This is a genomic window from Streptomyces sp. NPDC030245 (assembly GCF_055572995.1).
Genome location: NZ_JBVICF010000010.1, coordinates 341,157 through 355,708, shown reverse-complemented (window position 1 = coordinate 355,708; position 14,552 = coordinate 341,157). Strand labels below are relative to the sequence as shown.

Below are 14,552 nucleotides of genomic sequence, written 5' to 3'. Positions count from 1 at the left end.
CCTTTCAGTTGTCCTTGTCCCGCTCGCCGGGCCCGGCGTCCTGGTGGATGTCCTCCTGGGCGGTGGGGCTGGGCGTGAGGGTGTCGCCGGCCTCACCGTCCTTGGCGTGCTCGCGCCGCTCATCGGGTACGGGCCGGGTCTCGGCGTCCTCCACCTCCTCGAAGACCTCTTCGGCCGCGGTCTGCGGGGGCCGCTGCGCGGAGTTCTGCTCGCGGTGGCTGTGCTGCATGGGTGATGTCCCTTCCGGTGTCCGTTCCCCGAGCCATGAGCCACATGAGTCATGGGCCGGGGGGTGTGGGTTGTCGGGTGGTCAGTTCTTCTCGGCTTCCTCGGCTTCCTCGGCTTTCTCGGCTTCCTTGGCTTCCTCGGTCTTCTTCGAGCCGTCGGAGGGGCGGCCGTCCGCCACCACCGCCAGGTCGCCCAGCAGCCGCTGGGTGTCCGCGGTCAGGCCGCCCAGCGCGGGGGTGACCTCGTGGTGGCCGTCCGTCAGGAGCTGGACCAGGCGGCCGTGCGCCTCCTGCGCCGCCTCCAGGGCGGCCTGCCGCTCGGCGGTGCGGTCCACGCCGCCCGGCGGGGCGCTGCCGGTCCGCGCGGAGTCCTTCAGGGCGTCGGCGCGGGCCTCGGCGTCGGCGTAGTCGTCCAGCGCGCAGATGTCCCCGGCCGAGCGCAGCAGGTCGGTGAGGATCTGCCGCGCCTCGGTGGGCACGTCGGTCAGCGCCGGCCGGTCCCGGCTCGTCTCGGCCAGTGTCCGCAGCATCACCCGGACCTGGTCGCTGACGCGGTCCCAGGCGAAGTCCCAGTCCGCGGAGGGCAGCAGCGGCTCGGAGCGGCGCAGCTTGCGGCCCGGGTTGAGGCGGTAGCTCTCGTGCGACCAGCGCCGCGCCGTGCGCAGGTCGGTCACCAGGTCGGTCAGCCGCTGCGCCCGGTCGTGCCAGGTGGCGGCCTGCTCCTGGCCGAAGCCCTGCTCCACGCCGTCGGCGACCGCGTACAGCAGGTCGGCGCTCTCCTGGGCGAGGCGGGCCCGCAGATGCCGCACGTCCCGCCCGTGGACGGGGGGCAGCACCGCGGCGTTCACCACGATCCCGATGACGGCGCCGAGCACCGTCTCGAAGAGCCGGTGCAGGATGTCCACGCCCGTGTACGTCCCGTAGGCCAGCACGAACAGGGCGGCGGTGGGGGCGTAGACGCCCTGGGTGCCGAACCGGGCGTAGCCGCTCAGCAGCACCGTCACCGGCAGCACGATCGCCATCGCGGCCAGTGAGTTGTTGCCCGTCACCATCGCGCCGCCCGCCGCCAGCAGAGTGCCGGTGACCACCACCGCGAGCTGTTGCAGCGCCGAGCGCACCGAGCGGTAGACGGTGCTCTGCACGATGAACAGCGCCGTCCACGGCGCCAGCATCGCCATCGGGGCGCTCCACCACCAGCCGGCCAGCGCCCAGGCCAGCACGCCGGCCCCGGCCGCCTTGAGCGACTGGACGGTGGTGTCCCGCTCGGGGCCCGGCGCGGTCACCGCCCGCCGTGCCGCGTTCCAGATGGCCCGTACGTCCCACGCCACCGCGCGCCAGATCTCGCTCACCTTTTCCTCATGCTCCGCAACGCTTCGACATGCCCGCCACCGGGCCCGGGATGTTTCGAGGTGCCCGGGGCGGTCAGGGCAGGGGGGTGCCGCCGGTGGCGTTCATGACCTCGGCGGTGATGAAACTCGCGTGCTCCGAGGCGAGGAAGACATAGGCCGGCGCCATCTCCGCGGGCTGCGCGGGCCGGCCCAGCGGCGCCTGCTTGCCGAACTCGGCGGTGTCCGGCAGCGTCGCGGGGATCAGCGGCGTCCACACCGGGCCCGGCGCCACCGCGTTCACGCGGATCCCGTCCTCGGCCAGCATCTGCGCCAGCCCCTGGGTGAAGGTCACGATGGCGCCCTTGGTCATGGCGTAGTCCAGCAGGTGCGGGCTGGGCTTGTAGGCCTGCACCGACGTGGTGTTGATGATCGAGCCGCCGCGCGGCATGTGCGGCACCGCCATCTTGCACAGCCAGAACATGCCGTACAGGTTGGTGCGCACGACCCGGTCGAACTGCTCGGTGGAGATGTCCTTGATGCCCTCGGGCTGGGACATCTGGTAGGCGGCGTTGTTGACCAGCAGGTCGATCCGCCCGAACTCGGCCACCGCGCGCTCCACGAGCTGGCGGCACTGCTCCTCCTCGCGGATGTCGCACTCCACCGCCACGGCCCGGCGCCCGGCCGCCTCCACCCAGCGCACGGTCTCGCGCGCCTCGTCGGCCTCGGCGGGCAGGTGGGTGAAGACGACGTCGGCCTCCTCGCGGGCGACCGCGATGGCCACCGCCCGCCCGATACCGGAGTCACCCCCGGTGATCAGCGCGGCCCGGTCCCGCAGCAGCCCGGAGCCGCGGTAGGACTCCTCGCCGTGGTCGGGCGGCGGGTCCATCGCGCCGGTCCACCCCGGCACCTGCTGGTCCTGCTGGGGAAAGTCCGGCCGCGGCCCCTTGGTGGTGGGATCCTGCGGTCCCTGACCGCCACCGCGGGCCTCGCCGCCGCCGTTGCCGTTGCTGTTGCCGGGGGAGTCCTTCATGTGCTGCTGCCTTTCTGTGGCGTGCGGCCGGGCGCGGGACCCTGCCGGGCCCCGCCGCGCCTGCTCCTACCTTCCGCAAGTCCGCGGCACCTCACCACCGGAAAACATCTCGCCTGAAGGCCCGGCCGCCGGGTGCCGCTGCGGTCGCGGCCCCGGGTGCCCTGCCCCCCGACCGGCAAAACGCGCACGACAGGACGGCCTTCCGCCGGACGCCGGCAGGCATGTCCCGCCCGATCGGGGAAAGCCGACCCCCATGAAGATCCTTCTCGTTCTCGTGGTCCTCGCCGTCGCCGTCGCCTGGTACATGAACTCCCGCAAGGGCCGCTGAGCCGCGCGCCGGCCCGCCTCAGTCGCGCACCGGGCGCAGCTCGATGAAGTCGAAGGCCTTCACGCGGCGCAGCAGGGGCCGCAGCGGTACCGGCAGGACGCTCAGGCGTTCGTCCACGAACACCCGCGGGTCGGCCAGCCGGATGCGCCGGCCCCGGGTGTGCAGCTCGCACCCGTGGTGGGCCAGGGTGTTGCGCACCCAGTCCGCCTGCGGCCCGTACGGCAGCGATATGACGTAGTACGGGCCGCGGCGGAACACCTTGACCGGGGTGCGGTAGGCGCGCCCCGAGGCGCGCCCGCGGTGCAGCACGGCACCGAAGCCCGGCAGCCGGGTGAGCACCGGGCCGACCAGACGGTTGGCGAACCTGCGGTTGAAACGGGCCAGACGTCTTCGGACGGGCCGGCCGGAGGCGCGGGCGGTACCGGACATCGACAACTCCCTTGATGGGTCGGGTCGTTCGCACGGCGAAGGAACCCGCCGCGCGGGACGTGTCGGATTGTGACAGCCGGCGACACCCCGCGGACCGACCCCGTCGTAAACCCGGGCCCCCCCTTTTTTCACCACGCCGCGGGGGCGGGCGGGGTCAGTCCGGCTCCCTGCGCGCCGCCTCGGCGATGTTGCGGGCCATGCCGCCGAAGACCACGGCGTGAAAGGGCGCCACCGACCACCAGTACAGGTGCCCGAGCAGCCCGCGCGGGTGGAACAGCGCGCGCTGGCGGTAGCGGGTGCGGCCCGCCGCGTCCTGCTCCACGCACATCTCCAGCCAGGCCAGACCCGGCAGCCGCATCTCCGCCCGCAGCCGCAGCAGCCGGCCCGGCAGGATCTCCTCCACCCGCCAGAAGTCCAGCGAGTCCCCCACCCGCAGGCGGTGCGCGTCGCGCCGGCCCCGGCGCAGGCCGACCCCGCCCACCAGCCGGTCCAGCAGCCCCCGCACCGCCCAGGCCAGCGGGAAGGAGTACCAGCCGTGCTCGCCGCCGATCCCCTCCACCACCCGCCACAGCGCCTGCGGGCCGGCGTCCACCACCAGCGTGCGGTGGTCGGTGTAGAGGCTGCCGCCGGCCCAGTCGGGGTCGGTGGGCAGCGGATCGCTGGGCGCCCCGGGCACCGAGGCCGAGGACCACCGGGTGGTGACCTGCGCCTCCTGCACCCGCCGCAGCGCCAGCCGCAGCGCCTGGACGAAGGGCAGCGGCCGGCCAGGACCGTCGGGCACCCACTGCGCGATGTCGTGCTCCTGGCAGACGACCTCATGGCGCAGCGACTGGGCCAGCGGCCGGGCGATGCCGTGCGGCACGGGCGTGACCAGCCCCACCCAGTACCCCGACATCCGGGGCGTCAGCAGCGGCACCGGCACGATCAGCCGGTGCGGAAGCCCGGCCACCTCGGCGTAGGCCCGCATCATGTCCCGGTAGGTCATCACGTCCGGGCCGCCGATGTCGAAGGCGCGGTTCACCCCGGCCGGCAGGCCGGCGCAGGCCACCAGGTAGCGCAGCACGTCGCGCACCGCGATCGGCTGGATGCGGGTGCGCACCCAGCTGGGCGTCACCATCACCGGCAGCCGCTCGGTGAGATGGCGCAGCATCTCGAAGGACGCCGACCCCGAGCCGATGATGACCGCCGCGCGCAGCACCGCGCTGGGCACCCCCGACGCCAGGAAGATCCGGCCCACCTCGGCCCGCGAGCGCAGATGCGGCGACAGTCGTGCCGCGTCCACCCCGGCCGGGGTGAGCCCGCCCAGATACACGATCCGCGCCACCCCGGCCGCCCGCGCCTGCTCGGCGAAGGTGTAGGCCGCCCGCCGGTCGGTGTCCTCGAAACCGGGGCCGGTGTTCAGCGCGTGCACCAGGTAGTACGCCACCTCGATCCCGCGCAGGGCGGCGGCCAGCGAGGCCGCGTCGGTCACATCGGCGCGGACCACTTCCACCCGACCGGCCCAGGGATGGTCGCGCAGCTTGTGCGGGGAGCGGGCCAGGCACCGCACCCGGTGCCCGGCCGCCAGCAGTTCGGGCACCAGCCGGCCCCCGATGTAGCCGCTGGCCCCCGTCACCAGGACGTGCCGGCCACCGCCGGGGGCCTGTTCGCGTTCGCTCACGTGCGCTGCCGCCTCGTTTCGGTGCCGGGGGAGCGGGGCCGCTTCACCCTGGCAGTCTCACCCGCCGCGGCCCGCCCCGCGACACACACGCCCCCGGGCGCGGACGGCCCCGCTCCCGCACGATGTTGAGACGAGCGGTTCGGGGCACTCGGCGATGACGGCGAGTCAGGGAGGCAGACAGATGGCACAGCGTCATCGACTGATCAGGGTGAGTCCGGCCACGGTGTGGAGGGTCCTCGCCGACGGCGAACGCTACGCCCAGTGGGTGGTGGGCACCGCGTCCTCCACCCCGGTGCGCGGCCACTGGCCCGCCGTCGGCGCGGCGATCGAGTATCAGGTGCGCCTGGGCCCCCTGCGGGCCACCAACGAGACGGTCGTACGCCGCTGCGAGGCGGGCTCCGTCCTGGAACTGGAGGCCAAAGCCGGCATCCTGGGCACCGCCCGGATCGCCATCGAGGTACGGCCCTGGGGCGAACACTGCCTGGTCATCGTGGACGAACACCCGCTGCGCGGCATGGGCGGCGCCCTGCACAACGCCGGCGTGGAGGCACTGATCCAGCTGCGCCACCGCGCGATGCTCGCCCGTCTGGCCCAGGTGTGCGAAGCCGAACAGGAGCACCCGCGCCGCGCCCTGGGCACGGTGACCGGCCCCGCGGGAGGCGGCGAGGCCCATGCCTGACGCGGTGGTGATCGGGGCCGGCCCCAACGGACTGGTCGCCGCCAACCTCCTGGCCGACGCCGGGTGGAGCGTGACGGTCCTGGAGGAACAGAGCGAGCCCGGCGGCGCGGTGCGCCACGACCGCGGCGTGCACCCCGACTTCGTCAACGACCTCTTCAGCTCCTTCTACCCGCTGGCCGCCGCCTCCCCGATCCTGCGCCGGCTGCGCCTGGAGGAGTACGGGCTGCGCTGGAGCCACGCCCCCCACGTCCTGGCCCACCCCCTCAGCGACGGCCGCTGCGCCGTCCTGGACCGCCAGGTCGAGGTCACCGCGGCCTCCCTGGAGGCCTTCGCCGCCGGGGACGGCGCGGCCTGGCACCGGCTGCACGACCTGTGGGACGGCGTCCGCCCCGACATCCTGGACGCCCTGTTCACCCCCTTCCCGCCCGTGCGCTCCGCCGCCCGCCTGGCCTGGCGGCTCAAGGCGGCCGGCGCCCTGCACCTGGCCCGCAGCCTGGTGCTGCCGGTGCGGCGCCTGGGCGAGGAGGAGTTCACCGGCGAGGGCGGCCGGCTCCTGCTGGCGGGCAACGCCCTGCACGCCGACCTGGCGCCCGAGGCGGCCGGCAGCGGCGGCTTCGGCTGGCTCATGTCCCTGCTGGGGCAGAGCTACGGCTTTCCTGTCCCGGTCGGCGGCGCCGGCCGGCTCGTCCAGGCACTGGTCGACCGCCTGCACGCACGCGGCGCCACCGTGCAGTGCGGCCGCCACGTCCAGCAGATCCTGGTCCGCGACGGGCGCGCCGTGGCGGTGCGCACCGCGGACGGCGACACCGTGCCCGCCGCCCGCGCCGTCCTGGCCGACGTGTCGGTGCCCGCCCTGTACGGCGAGCTGATCGCCGCCGAGCACCTGCCCGGCCAGCTCCTGGCCGACCTGCGCCGCTTCCAGTGGGACTTCGCCACCTTCAAGGTCGACTGGGCGCTCAAGGGGCCGGTGCCCTGGCAGGCCAAGGAGGCCGCCGGCGCGGGCACCGTGCACCTGGCCGACGGCGTGGACGAACTCACCCGCTTCGCCGCGCAGCTGGCCATGCACCAGGTCCCCGACCGGCCCTTCCTGCTCTTCGGGCAGATGACCACCGCGGACGCCACCCGCTCCCCGCGCGGCACCGAGGCCGCCTGGGCCTACACCCACGTACCGCAGGACATCCGCGCCGACGCCGGCGCCGAGCACCTCACGGGCGCCTGGAGCCCGGCGGAGCAAGAACGCATGGCCGACCGCGTCGAGGCGCAGGTCGAGCGCTTCGCCCCGGGCTTTCGTGCCCTCGTCCGCGCCCGCCGCATCCTGGCCCCCACCACCATGCAGTCCATGGACCGCAACCTGCACGGCGGCGCCCTCAACGGCGGCACCACCTCCCTGCACCAGCAGCTGTTCTTCCGGCCCACCCCGGGCACCGGGCGCCCCGAGACACCCGTGGCCGGCCTCTTCCTCGCCTCGGCCGGCGCCCACCCCGGCGGCGGCGTGCACGGCGCCCCCGGCGCCAACGCGGCCCGCGCCGCGCTGCGCCGCCGGCTGCCCCTGCTGGCGGCCGCCCAGCGCAGACTCACCTCCCGCGACCGCACCGGCAGCAAACACCCCCACTAGACACCCCCGCCCGCCCCCCCCGGGGAAGACGCCCCCGGCCTGCGAAGGGCCCCCGTCATGCGTGACAGCCCCCTGCGTGAGCGCACCGTGGTGGTGACCGGTGCGGCCCGGGGGCTGGGGGCCGCCCTGGCCCGTGAGATGGCGCGCCGCCATGCCCGCATCGCCCTGCTGGGGCACGAGCGGGCCGCCCTGCAACGGGTGGCGGCCGCCCTGGATGTCCCGGCCCTCGCCCTGGCCGTCGACGTCACCGACCCGGACGCCCTGCACACCGCCGCCGAGACCGTCCGCGCCCGCCTGGGCCCGCCCTCCGTCGTCATCGCCAACGCCGGCGTCGCCGAGGCCGGCCCGATCGAGACCGCCGACCCGCCCTCCTGGCGCCGGGTGATCGACGTCAACCTCACCGGCAGCGCCTTCACCGCCCAGGCCTTCCTGCCCGACCTGCTGCACACCCGCGGCTACCACCTGCAAATCGCCTCCACGGCCGCCCTGGGCGCCGTCCCCCTGCTGAGCTCCTACTGCGCCTCCAAAGCCGGCGCCGAGGCCTTCACCCACGCCCTGCGCGCCGAGACGGCCCACCGCGGCGTGGCGGTGGGCATCGCCTACCTCAACTGGCTCGACACCGACATGATCCGCGACATCCACACCCACCCGGCGCTCGCCACCCCCCGCCTCCTCCTGCCGCCCCCCGCCCGCCGCATCCTGCCCACCGACCAGGCCGCCGCCCGCCTGGCCCGGGCCGTGGAACAGCGCCGCACCAGCATCTACGTCCCCGCCTGGGCGCGCCTGGCCCAGGCCGGCCGGGCCGGGCTGCCGCCCCTGGTCACCCGCCTGGCCCGGGCCCGCTTCACACGCCGCGACCCCGCCCTGCCCCGCACCCGCACCGGACTGCTGGGCCCCGGCGGCCTGGCCGACCAGGCCGCCCGCCGCGACACCCCCCGCCCCTAGCGCCAGGCTGGAACACGCAAACACCCGCAGCCGCCCCTCTTGGACCGTACGGAGGCGCCGATGGAGCCCGCCAAGGCCCTGGACCGCATCGCCTTCCTCCTCGAACGCGGCCGCGCCCCCACCTACCGCGTCCGCGCCTTTCGCACCGCCGCCGACGTGATCGGCCGGATCGGCCCGGCCGAGACGGCACGCCGCGCCGCCGACGGCTCCCTGGAATCCCTCAAGGGCATCGGCCCCAAGACCGCGGCGGTCGTCCGCGAGGCACTGGCCGGCACCGTCCCCGGCTACCTGGAGCGCCTGGAGGAGGAGGCCCGCGCCCCGCTGGCCGCCGACGAGGCCGGCGCCGGGCTGCGGGCGCTGCTGCGCGGCGACTGCCATCTGCACTCCGACTGGTCCGACGGCGGCAGCCCCATCGAGGCGATGGGCCTGGCCGCCCGGGAGATCGGCCACGAATGGGCCGTGCTCACCGACCACTCACCGCGGCTGACCATCGCCCGCGGACTGTCCGCCGAACGGCTGCGCGAACAGCTGGAGGTGATCGACGGCCTCAACGCCCGGTGGGCGCCCTTCCGCCTGCTGACCGGCATCGAGTGCGACATCCTGGAGGACGGCTCCCTGGACCAGGAGCCCGGCCTGCTGGACCGGCTCGACGTCGTGGTCGTCTCGGTGCACTCCAAACTGCGCATGGACGCCGCCGCGATGACCCGCCGCATGGTCACCGCCGTGAGCAACCCCCGCGCCGACGTCCTCGGCCACTGCACCGGCCGTCTGGTCACCGGCCGCGGCCGCCCCGAGTCGCAGTTCGACCCGCAGGAGGTGTTCGCCGCCTGTGCCGCCGCCGGCACGGCCGTGGAGATCAACAGCCGCCCCGAACGGCTCGACCCGCCCCGGCGCCTGCTGCGCCGGGCCGTCGCCGCCGGGACGCTGTTCAGCGTGGACACCGACGCCCACGCGCCCGGCCAGCTGGACTGGCAAATCATCGGCTGCGCGCGGGCCGAGGAGTGCGGGGTGCCGGCCGAGCGGGTGGTGAACACCTGGCCGGCCCAGGACGTGCTGGCCTGGACCCGGGCGAGCCGGGCCCGCACCACCGCCTGACCCCCGCACCCCGGGGCGGCCGGGTCACAGGGCGCTGTTGAGCACCCGGTCCGGGGTGAGCGGCAGCTCCCGCAGCCGCACCCCGCAGGCGTGGTGCACCGCGTTGGCGACGGCCGCGGCCGTCCCCACGATGCCGATCTCCCCGATGCCCTTGCTGCCCATCGGATTGAGGTGGGGGTCCTCCTCCTCGATCCAGTGCGCCTCGATCACCGGCACGTCGGCGTGCACGGGCACGTGGTACGAGGCCAGATCGCACTCCGCGAAGTCACCGAAGGCGGCATCCACCGTGCTGTGCTCCGTCAGCGCCATCCCCAGCCCCATCGTCATGGCGCCGACGAACTGCGAGCGGGCAGTACGGGGGTTGAGGATGCGCCCGGCGGCGTAGACGCCGAGCAGCCGGCGCACCCGCACCTCCCCGCTCACCGTGTCCACGCCGACCTCGGCGAAGTGGGCGCCGAAGGCGTGCCGGGCACGGTCGCTGTCCGCGTCGGCGGTGCCCGCCGTGTCGGCCGTGGCCTCCACGCCCTCCGCCGGCAGCGGCCGGCCCTGCTGCTCCGCCAGGCGTCCGGCCAGGCGGGTGCAGGCCTCGTGGACCGCCCACCCCCACGACGCGGTGCCCGAGGAGCCGCCGGCCAGCGGCGCCGCCGGCAGGTCACTGCTGCCGATCTCGGTACGCACCCGCTCCACCGGAACCCCCAGCGCGTCGGCGGCGACCTGGGCGAGCACGGTCCGGGCCCCGGTGCCGATGTCGGTGGCGTTGACCCGGACCACGAAACGCCCCTCGGGGCAGGCGCGGGCACTGGCCCGGCACGGCGCGACGATCACCGGATAGGTGGCCGCGGCGACCCCGCTGCCCACCAGCACCGGCCCCTCGGCCCGCGAGCGGGGCCGCGGATCGCGCCCGGCCCAGCCAAAGCGCCGGGCCCCCTCCCGCAAACACTCGGCCAGGTGCCGGCTGCTGAAGGGCAGGCCGCTGTCGGGTTCGGTGGCGGTGTCGTTGCGCAGCCGCAGCTCGACGGGGTCGATGCCGAGCGCCACGGCCAGCTCGTCCATCGCCGACTCCAGCGCGTACATGCCCGGCGCCTCCCCCGGGGCCCGCATCCACGAAGGGGTCGGCACATCCAGCGGCACCACCTGGTGGGTGGTGCGGCCGTGCGGCGAGGCATACATGACGCGGGTGGCGGCGGCGGCCGTCTCCATGAACTCCTTGACCCGCGAGGTGTGCGCGCTCACCTCGTGGATCACCGAGGTCAGCGTGCCGTCCCGCTCGGCGCCCAGCCGCACCCGCTGCAACGTGGGCGAGCGGTGGCCCACCACGGCCGCCAGCTGCCGCCGCGGCAGGGCCAGTTTCACCGGCCGGCCCGTCGCGCGGGCGGCCATCGCGGCCAGCACCACGTGCGGGCGCGGGGTGCCCTTGCAGCCGAACCCGCCGCCCACATGCTCGGAGACGACCGTGACCTGCTCCGTGGGCAGCCCGAAGAGGTGGGCCAGGGTGTCGCGGACGGTGGTGGCGCCCTGGCTGGAGTCGTACACGTGCAGCTGCCCGTCCTGCCAGTGGGCGGTGGCCGCGTGCGGCTCCATGGGGTGGTTGTGCAGGGGCGGCACCCGGTAGCGGGCATCCACACGCACCGGGGCGGCCGCGAACGCCCCCTCGGCGTCCCCGCGCACGTGCTCGCCCGAGGTGCCGTCGGAGTCCTCGGGCACGTAGGCGTCGGGATGCCCGGTGCGCAGGGTGACGTCGTGGGGCTCCTCGGCGCAGCTGACCCGCACGGCCGCGGCCCCCTCGCGCGCCGCCTCCAGGCTCTCGGCGACCACCAGCGCCACATACCAGCCGCGGTGCGGGACGCGGGCGTTCTGGAGCACGGCCAGGGTCGCGTCGTCCGGCTCGGCCAGGCGCGGCGCGTTGCGGTGGCTGAGGACCGCAAGGACGCCGGGCAGCGCCAGCGCCGCCCGGTCGTCGAGGCCGGTGACCTCGCCGCGCGCCACCGGGGCCGGCACCGGCCAGGCGTAGGCGCACCCCGGGGGCGTGTGCTCGGCGGCGTACCGGGCGCTCCCGCACACCTTGTCGGGGCCTTCCCTGCGCTCCAGGTCCGCCCCGAGCGCGTCGACGGTGTCCGGCATGAAGTTCTCCCTGCTTGAAGGCTGGGGGCGAAGAGGCGAGGGGACGAGGGGCGTGGGGGAGTGCGGGTGGGGTGGGGGTCAGGGGGTGGGGGGTGCGGTGGCCAGGCGGCGCAGGACGTCGCAGGCGAGGTTGCGGGCCAGGCGCACCTTGTACGCGTTGTCCCGCAGCGGCAGCGCCTGCTCGAGCTCCGCCTCCAGGGCCTCGGAGAACGCCTCCGGGCCGGGCGCCGCGCCCCGCAGCGCCTGTTCGGCCCGCCGGGCGCGCCAGGGCCGGTGGGCCAGCGCGCCGAAGGCGATGCGCACCTCGGTCACGGTGGCGTCCCGGACGCCGAGCACCACGGCCACCGAGGCGAGCGCGAAGGCGTAGGAGGCCCGGTCGCGGGCCTTGCGGTAGGCCGAGACGGTGCCCGCGGGCGGGGGCGGCAGCACTACCCCGGTGATGAGCTCGCCGGGCGCGAGTTCGGTGTCCAGCTCCGGGTGGTCGCCCGGCAGCCGGTGGAACTCGGCGGCCGGCAGCGTCCGCGCGCCGCGGGGGCCCTGCACCTCGACCCGGGCGTCCAGGGCGGCGAGCGCGACCGCCATGTCGGAGGGGTGGGTGGCGATGCACTGCGGGGAGTGGCCAAGGACGGCGTGGTCGCGGTGGACGCCCTCGCGCGCCCCGCATCCGGTGCCCGGCTCGCGCTTGTTGCAGGGCTTGTCCAGGTCCTGGAAGTAGGGGCAGCGGGTGCGCTGAAGCAGGTTGCCGCCGGTGGTGGCCATGTTGCGCAGCTGGCCGGAGGCTCCCGCCAAAAGGGCCTGGGACAGCACCGGATAGCGCTCCCGGATCAGCGGGTGGGCGGCCAGGTCGCTGTTGCGCACCGTCGCGCCGGCCCGCACGGAGCCGTCGGGGAGTTCCTCGACCGCGTCCAGCGGCAGCCGGCTGACGTCGATGAGCGTGCGGGGCCGCTCCACGCCCAGCTTCATCAGGTCGACGAGGTTGGTTCCGCCACCCAGGTAACGGGAGGTGGGCCGGCCGGCGTGGGCCGCGGTCGCCTCGTCGACGCTGTGGGCCCGTACGTACATGAACGACTTCACCGCACCCCACCCCCGCCACCCGCACCCGCGCCCGCATCCGCACCGGTGGCTGCGCCGGTCGCGGCGTCCTTGACGTCTTCGACGGCTTCGACGATGCGCGGATAGGCCCCGCAGCGGCACAGGTTGCCGCTGAGCCGCTCGCGGATCTCCTCCCGGGTCAGCGGCACGGGCGCGCCGGGGGCCGCCGCCGGGTCGGTGACGTGCGAGGGGTGGCCCGCCGCGGCCTCGGTGAGGGCGCCGAGGGCCGAACAGATCTGCCCCGGCGTGCAGTAGCCGCACTGGAACGCGTCGCGCTCGACGAAGGCCCGCTGGAGCGGGTGGGGCCGCTCGCCGTCGCGGTCCCGCAGCCCTTCGACGGTGGTGATGTCGCAGCCCTCCAGGGCGACGGCCAGCAGCAGACAGCTGTTGGCGCGGCGCCCGTCGACCAGGACGGTGCAGGCACCGCACTGCCCGTGGTCGCAGCCCTTCTTGGCGCCGGTCAGACCCAGCTGTTCGCGCAGGACGTCCAGCAGGGTGGAGCGGTGGTCGACGACCGGGCCGCACGGCCTGCCGTTCACCTTCATGGGCACTGGTGAATGGAACACATCGGTTCCCATGGCGCTCTGCTCCCTCGTCCCGGCCGTGCTGCGTGACGTCATCGCGTATCCAGCCTGAGTCAGGACACACGTTCCGGCATGCCGAAACCGCGGGCCGCGCCCGCCGGGCGGAGGGTGGGGTCAGGGTTGCCGGGGGCCCGTGCAGCGCCACAGGACGTGCACGACCCGCAGCACCGCGAGGATCCCGCCGAGCACGGCGCCCGCCAGCGGCAGGGCCCGCTCCCAGCCGGCCGGCAGCTGCCAGAGCACGACCGGACCGGCGATCGCCCCGAACACCACGGCGCCCGCGAAACAGGCGCTGAGCAGCGCGTATCCGATCTCGACGGTGATCGCGTCCCGTTCGGCCTGGCTGCGGCGGCTGCTCCCCATGACACCGAGCCTACGCAAGGCGGCCCGGCCGCGGCAGGCGTCTTGGGCGAGCGCCGCGCACGAGCGGACCGGCGGAGCGGGCCCGCCCTCCGGGCGGGCGAGGGGCCCGCCGCAGGTCCTAGCGGCCCGGGGTGAGGGCGAGCCGGTGCAGGTCCTCCAGTGCGTCCAGGAGGATGGTGTCCTGGTGCCACTTGATCCAGGAGCCCATGGCGCGGCCGGTGGCGCCCAGCGCCCGCAGCTGTGTCTGGGTGAAGCCGGCCAGCGGGCGGGCGTGGTGGGAGGAGATGACACCGCGGACGGTGCCCTGGTCGTCCAGGAGGGGGATGCTGTGGACGCCGCGGCAGCCGGAGGTCAGGATCACCCGGCGCGTCTCGTCGTCGAAGCCGGGTGAGGACTCCACTTCCTTGACGGTGACCTGCCGGCTGGCGGCGGCCGCCCGCGAGCAGGCGGTGTTGCCCTCGACGAACGCGAAGTAGTCGGTGAAGTGCCGGGGCAGCCCCGCGTGTCTGGCCAGGCGCAGCACGTCGTCCTCCAGGAGCTGCACGTTGCCCATGTGGGTCTCGGTCAGGGCCAGCACGCGGCGCAGCGCGGCGCCGAGGACCTCGCCCTGGTTGGCCGCGTCGAGGGTGCCGGTCCCGAGCGCGGCCAGGCTGGGCACCGGGCGGGGGACGCGCCCGGGGAGCCAGGTCCCCGCGCCGGGCTCCGGCCCCGGGGTGCGGGCGACCGCGGCGGCCAGCTGGTGCAGTTTGATGTTGGCCCGCTGGGAGGCCTGGCGCAGCAGCGCGAACGCCGCCTGCGGCTCGGCCAGCCGGTAGCGCTCCATCAGGATGCCCTCGGCCAGCGCGATCCGGGGCCTGGTGCGTGCCTGGACCTCCAGCTCGGCCACCTGGACGCGCAGCCGCTCGGCGGTGGCCCGCAGCTGCTGCCGCTCGTCCCCGGGCGGGGGCGAGGGCTCAGCGGCGGGTTCCTCGTCGGGTGAGGGGGGGCACAGTCGAAAGGGTCGTCAAGCTCTCTCCCCGGGCCGCCCTGCGGCCGCCTCGCTTCTGTGTGAGCCGC

The 14,552-nt window shown here is 75.3% G+C and carries 14 protein-coding genes; 4 read left to right on the top strand and 10 right to left on the bottom strand.

Features of this window, described 5'->3' with window-relative positions; all coding sequences use genetic code 11:
• Positions 1-4: 4 nt before the first annotated feature.
• The 5 genes from ACZ4Z4_RS26965 to ACZ4Z4_RS26945 form a co-directional block, all read right to left on the bottom strand.
• Positions 5-229, bottom strand: coding sequence for a hypothetical protein (locus ACZ4Z4_RS26965; protein ID WP_468332441.1), 225 nt, complete (start codon positions 227-229; stop codon positions 5-7).
• An 81-nt stretch (positions 230-310) separates the two neighbouring features.
• Positions 311-1,576, bottom strand: a complete 1,266-nt coding sequence (locus tag ACZ4Z4_RS26960; protein ID WP_468332438.1) for an FUSC family protein — start codon at positions 1,574-1,576, stop codon at positions 311-313.
• Positions 1,577-1,649: 73 nt separating this feature from the next.
• A complete protein-coding gene (locus tag ACZ4Z4_RS26955; protein ID WP_468332435.1) occupies positions 1,650-2,585 on the bottom strand; it encodes an SDR family oxidoreductase in 936 nt (311 codons plus the stop codon).
• A 346-nt stretch (positions 2,586-2,931) separates the two neighbouring features.
• The gene (locus ACZ4Z4_RS26950) at positions 2,932-3,342 is read right to left on the bottom strand and encodes a PNPOx family protein (RefSeq protein WP_468332432.1); all 411 of its coding nucleotides are present in this window, start codon (positions 3,340-3,342) and stop codon (positions 2,932-2,934) included.
• Between the two features lie 154 nt (positions 3,343-3,496).
• Positions 3,497-5,002, bottom strand: coding sequence for an SDR family oxidoreductase (locus tag ACZ4Z4_RS26945; RefSeq protein WP_468332429.1), 1,506 nt, complete (start codon positions 5,000-5,002; stop codon positions 3,497-3,499).
• A 181-nt stretch (positions 5,003-5,183) separates the two neighbouring features.
• Between ACZ4Z4_RS26945 and ACZ4Z4_RS26940 the strand changes: the two genes are divergently transcribed.
• Genes ACZ4Z4_RS26940 through ACZ4Z4_RS26925 form a run of 4 tightly spaced genes read left to right on the top strand, consistent with a single transcriptional unit; the run spans position 5,184 to position 9,336 of the window.
• Positions 5,184-5,681, top strand: a complete 498-nt coding sequence (locus ACZ4Z4_RS26940) for an SRPBCC family protein (protein WP_468332427.1) — start codon at positions 5,184-5,186, stop codon at positions 5,679-5,681.
• The gene (locus ACZ4Z4_RS26935; protein WP_468332424.1) at positions 5,674-7,296 is read left to right on the top strand and encodes a phytoene desaturase family protein; all 1,623 of its coding nucleotides are present in this window, start codon (positions 5,674-5,676) and stop codon (positions 7,294-7,296) included. The genes ACZ4Z4_RS26940 and ACZ4Z4_RS26935 overlap by 8 nt, the downstream gene beginning before the upstream one ends.
• Before the next feature lie 57 nt (positions 7,297-7,353).
• A complete protein-coding gene (locus tag ACZ4Z4_RS26930) occupies positions 7,354-8,241 on the top strand; it encodes a short-chain dehydrogenase/reductase (RefSeq protein WP_468332421.1) in 888 nt (295 codons plus the stop codon).
• 60 nt (positions 8,242-8,301) lie between these two features.
• On the top strand, positions 8,302-9,336 hold the full coding sequence (locus tag ACZ4Z4_RS26925) for a PHP domain-containing protein (RefSeq protein WP_468332418.1): 1,035 nt from the start codon (positions 8,302-8,304) through the stop codon (positions 9,334-9,336).
• A gap of 24 nt (positions 9,337-9,360) precedes the next feature.
• On the opposite strand, the gene ACZ4Z4_RS26920 is transcribed toward ACZ4Z4_RS26925, so the two are convergent.
• The 5 genes from ACZ4Z4_RS26920 to ACZ4Z4_RS26900 all read right to left on the bottom strand — a co-directional run bounded on the left by ACZ4Z4_RS26920 (position 9,361) and on the right by ACZ4Z4_RS26900 (position 14,382).
• Positions 9,361-11,457 carry a xanthine dehydrogenase family protein molybdopterin-binding subunit gene (locus tag ACZ4Z4_RS26920; protein ID WP_468332415.1) on the bottom strand — a complete coding sequence of 699 codons (2,097 nt, stop codon included), beginning with the start codon at positions 11,455-11,457 and terminating at the stop codon, positions 9,361-9,363.
• A gap of 78 nt (positions 11,458-11,535) precedes the next feature.
• Positions 11,536-12,531, bottom strand: a complete 996-nt coding sequence (locus ACZ4Z4_RS26915) for an FAD binding domain-containing protein (protein WP_468332412.1) — start codon at positions 12,529-12,531, stop codon at positions 11,536-11,538.
• Positions 12,528-13,127, bottom strand: a complete 600-nt coding sequence (locus tag ACZ4Z4_RS26910; RefSeq protein WP_468332409.1) for a (2Fe-2S)-binding protein — start codon at positions 13,125-13,127, stop codon at positions 12,528-12,530. The genes ACZ4Z4_RS26915 and ACZ4Z4_RS26910 overlap by 4 nt, the downstream gene beginning before the upstream one ends.
• Positions 13,128-13,247: 120 nt before the next feature.
• Entirely contained in the window at positions 13,248-13,496 is a 249-nt protein-coding gene (locus tag ACZ4Z4_RS26905; RefSeq protein ID WP_468332406.1) for a DUF6332 family protein, read from the bottom strand.
• 118 nt (positions 13,497-13,614) lie between these two features.
• Positions 13,615-14,382 carry an ANTAR domain-containing protein gene (locus ACZ4Z4_RS26900; RefSeq protein ID WP_468332403.1) on the bottom strand — a complete coding sequence of 256 codons (768 nt, stop codon included), beginning with the start codon at positions 14,380-14,382 and terminating at the stop codon, positions 13,615-13,617.
• Positions 14,383-14,552 lie beyond the last annotated feature (170 nt).

What these genes read in the sequence shown, in the direction of transcription:
- ACZ4Z4_RS26965 (WP_468332441.1), bottom strand. Translation starts at nt 229, where the DNA reads ATGCAGCACAGCCACCGCGAGCAGAACTCCGCGCAGCGGCCCCCGCAG.
- ACZ4Z4_RS26955 (WP_468332435.1), bottom strand. Translation starts at nt 2,585, where the DNA reads ATGAAGGACTCCCCCGGCAACAGCAACGGCAACGGCGGCGGCGAGGCC.
- ACZ4Z4_RS26950 (WP_468332432.1), bottom strand. Translation starts at nt 3,342, where the DNA reads ATGTCCGGTACCGCCCGCGCCTCCGGCCGGCCCGTCCGAAGACGTCTG.
- ACZ4Z4_RS26940 (WP_468332427.1), top strand. Translation starts at nt 5,184, where the DNA reads ATGGCACAGCGTCATCGACTGATCAGGGTGAGTCCGGCCACGGTGTGG.
- ACZ4Z4_RS26935 (WP_468332424.1), top strand. Translation starts at nt 5,674, where the DNA reads ATGCCTGACGCGGTGGTGATCGGGGCCGGCCCCAACGGACTGGTCGCC.
- ACZ4Z4_RS26930 (WP_468332421.1), top strand. Translation starts at nt 7,354, where the DNA reads ATGCGTGACAGCCCCCTGCGTGAGCGCACCGTGGTGGTGACCGGTGCG.
- ACZ4Z4_RS26925 (WP_468332418.1), top strand. Translation starts at nt 8,302, where the DNA reads ATGGAGCCCGCCAAGGCCCTGGACCGCATCGCCTTCCTCCTCGAACGC.
- ACZ4Z4_RS26920 (WP_468332415.1), bottom strand. Translation starts at nt 11,457, where the DNA reads ATGCCGGACACCGTCGACGCGCTCGGGGCGGACCTGGAGCGCAGGGAA.
- ACZ4Z4_RS26910 (WP_468332409.1), bottom strand. Translation starts at nt 13,127, where the DNA reads ATGGGAACCGATGTGTTCCATTCACCAGTGCCCATGAAGGTGAACGGC.
- ACZ4Z4_RS26905 (WP_468332406.1), bottom strand. Translation starts at nt 13,496, where the DNA reads ATGGGGAGCAGCCGCCGCAGCCAGGCCGAACGGGACGCGATCACCGTC.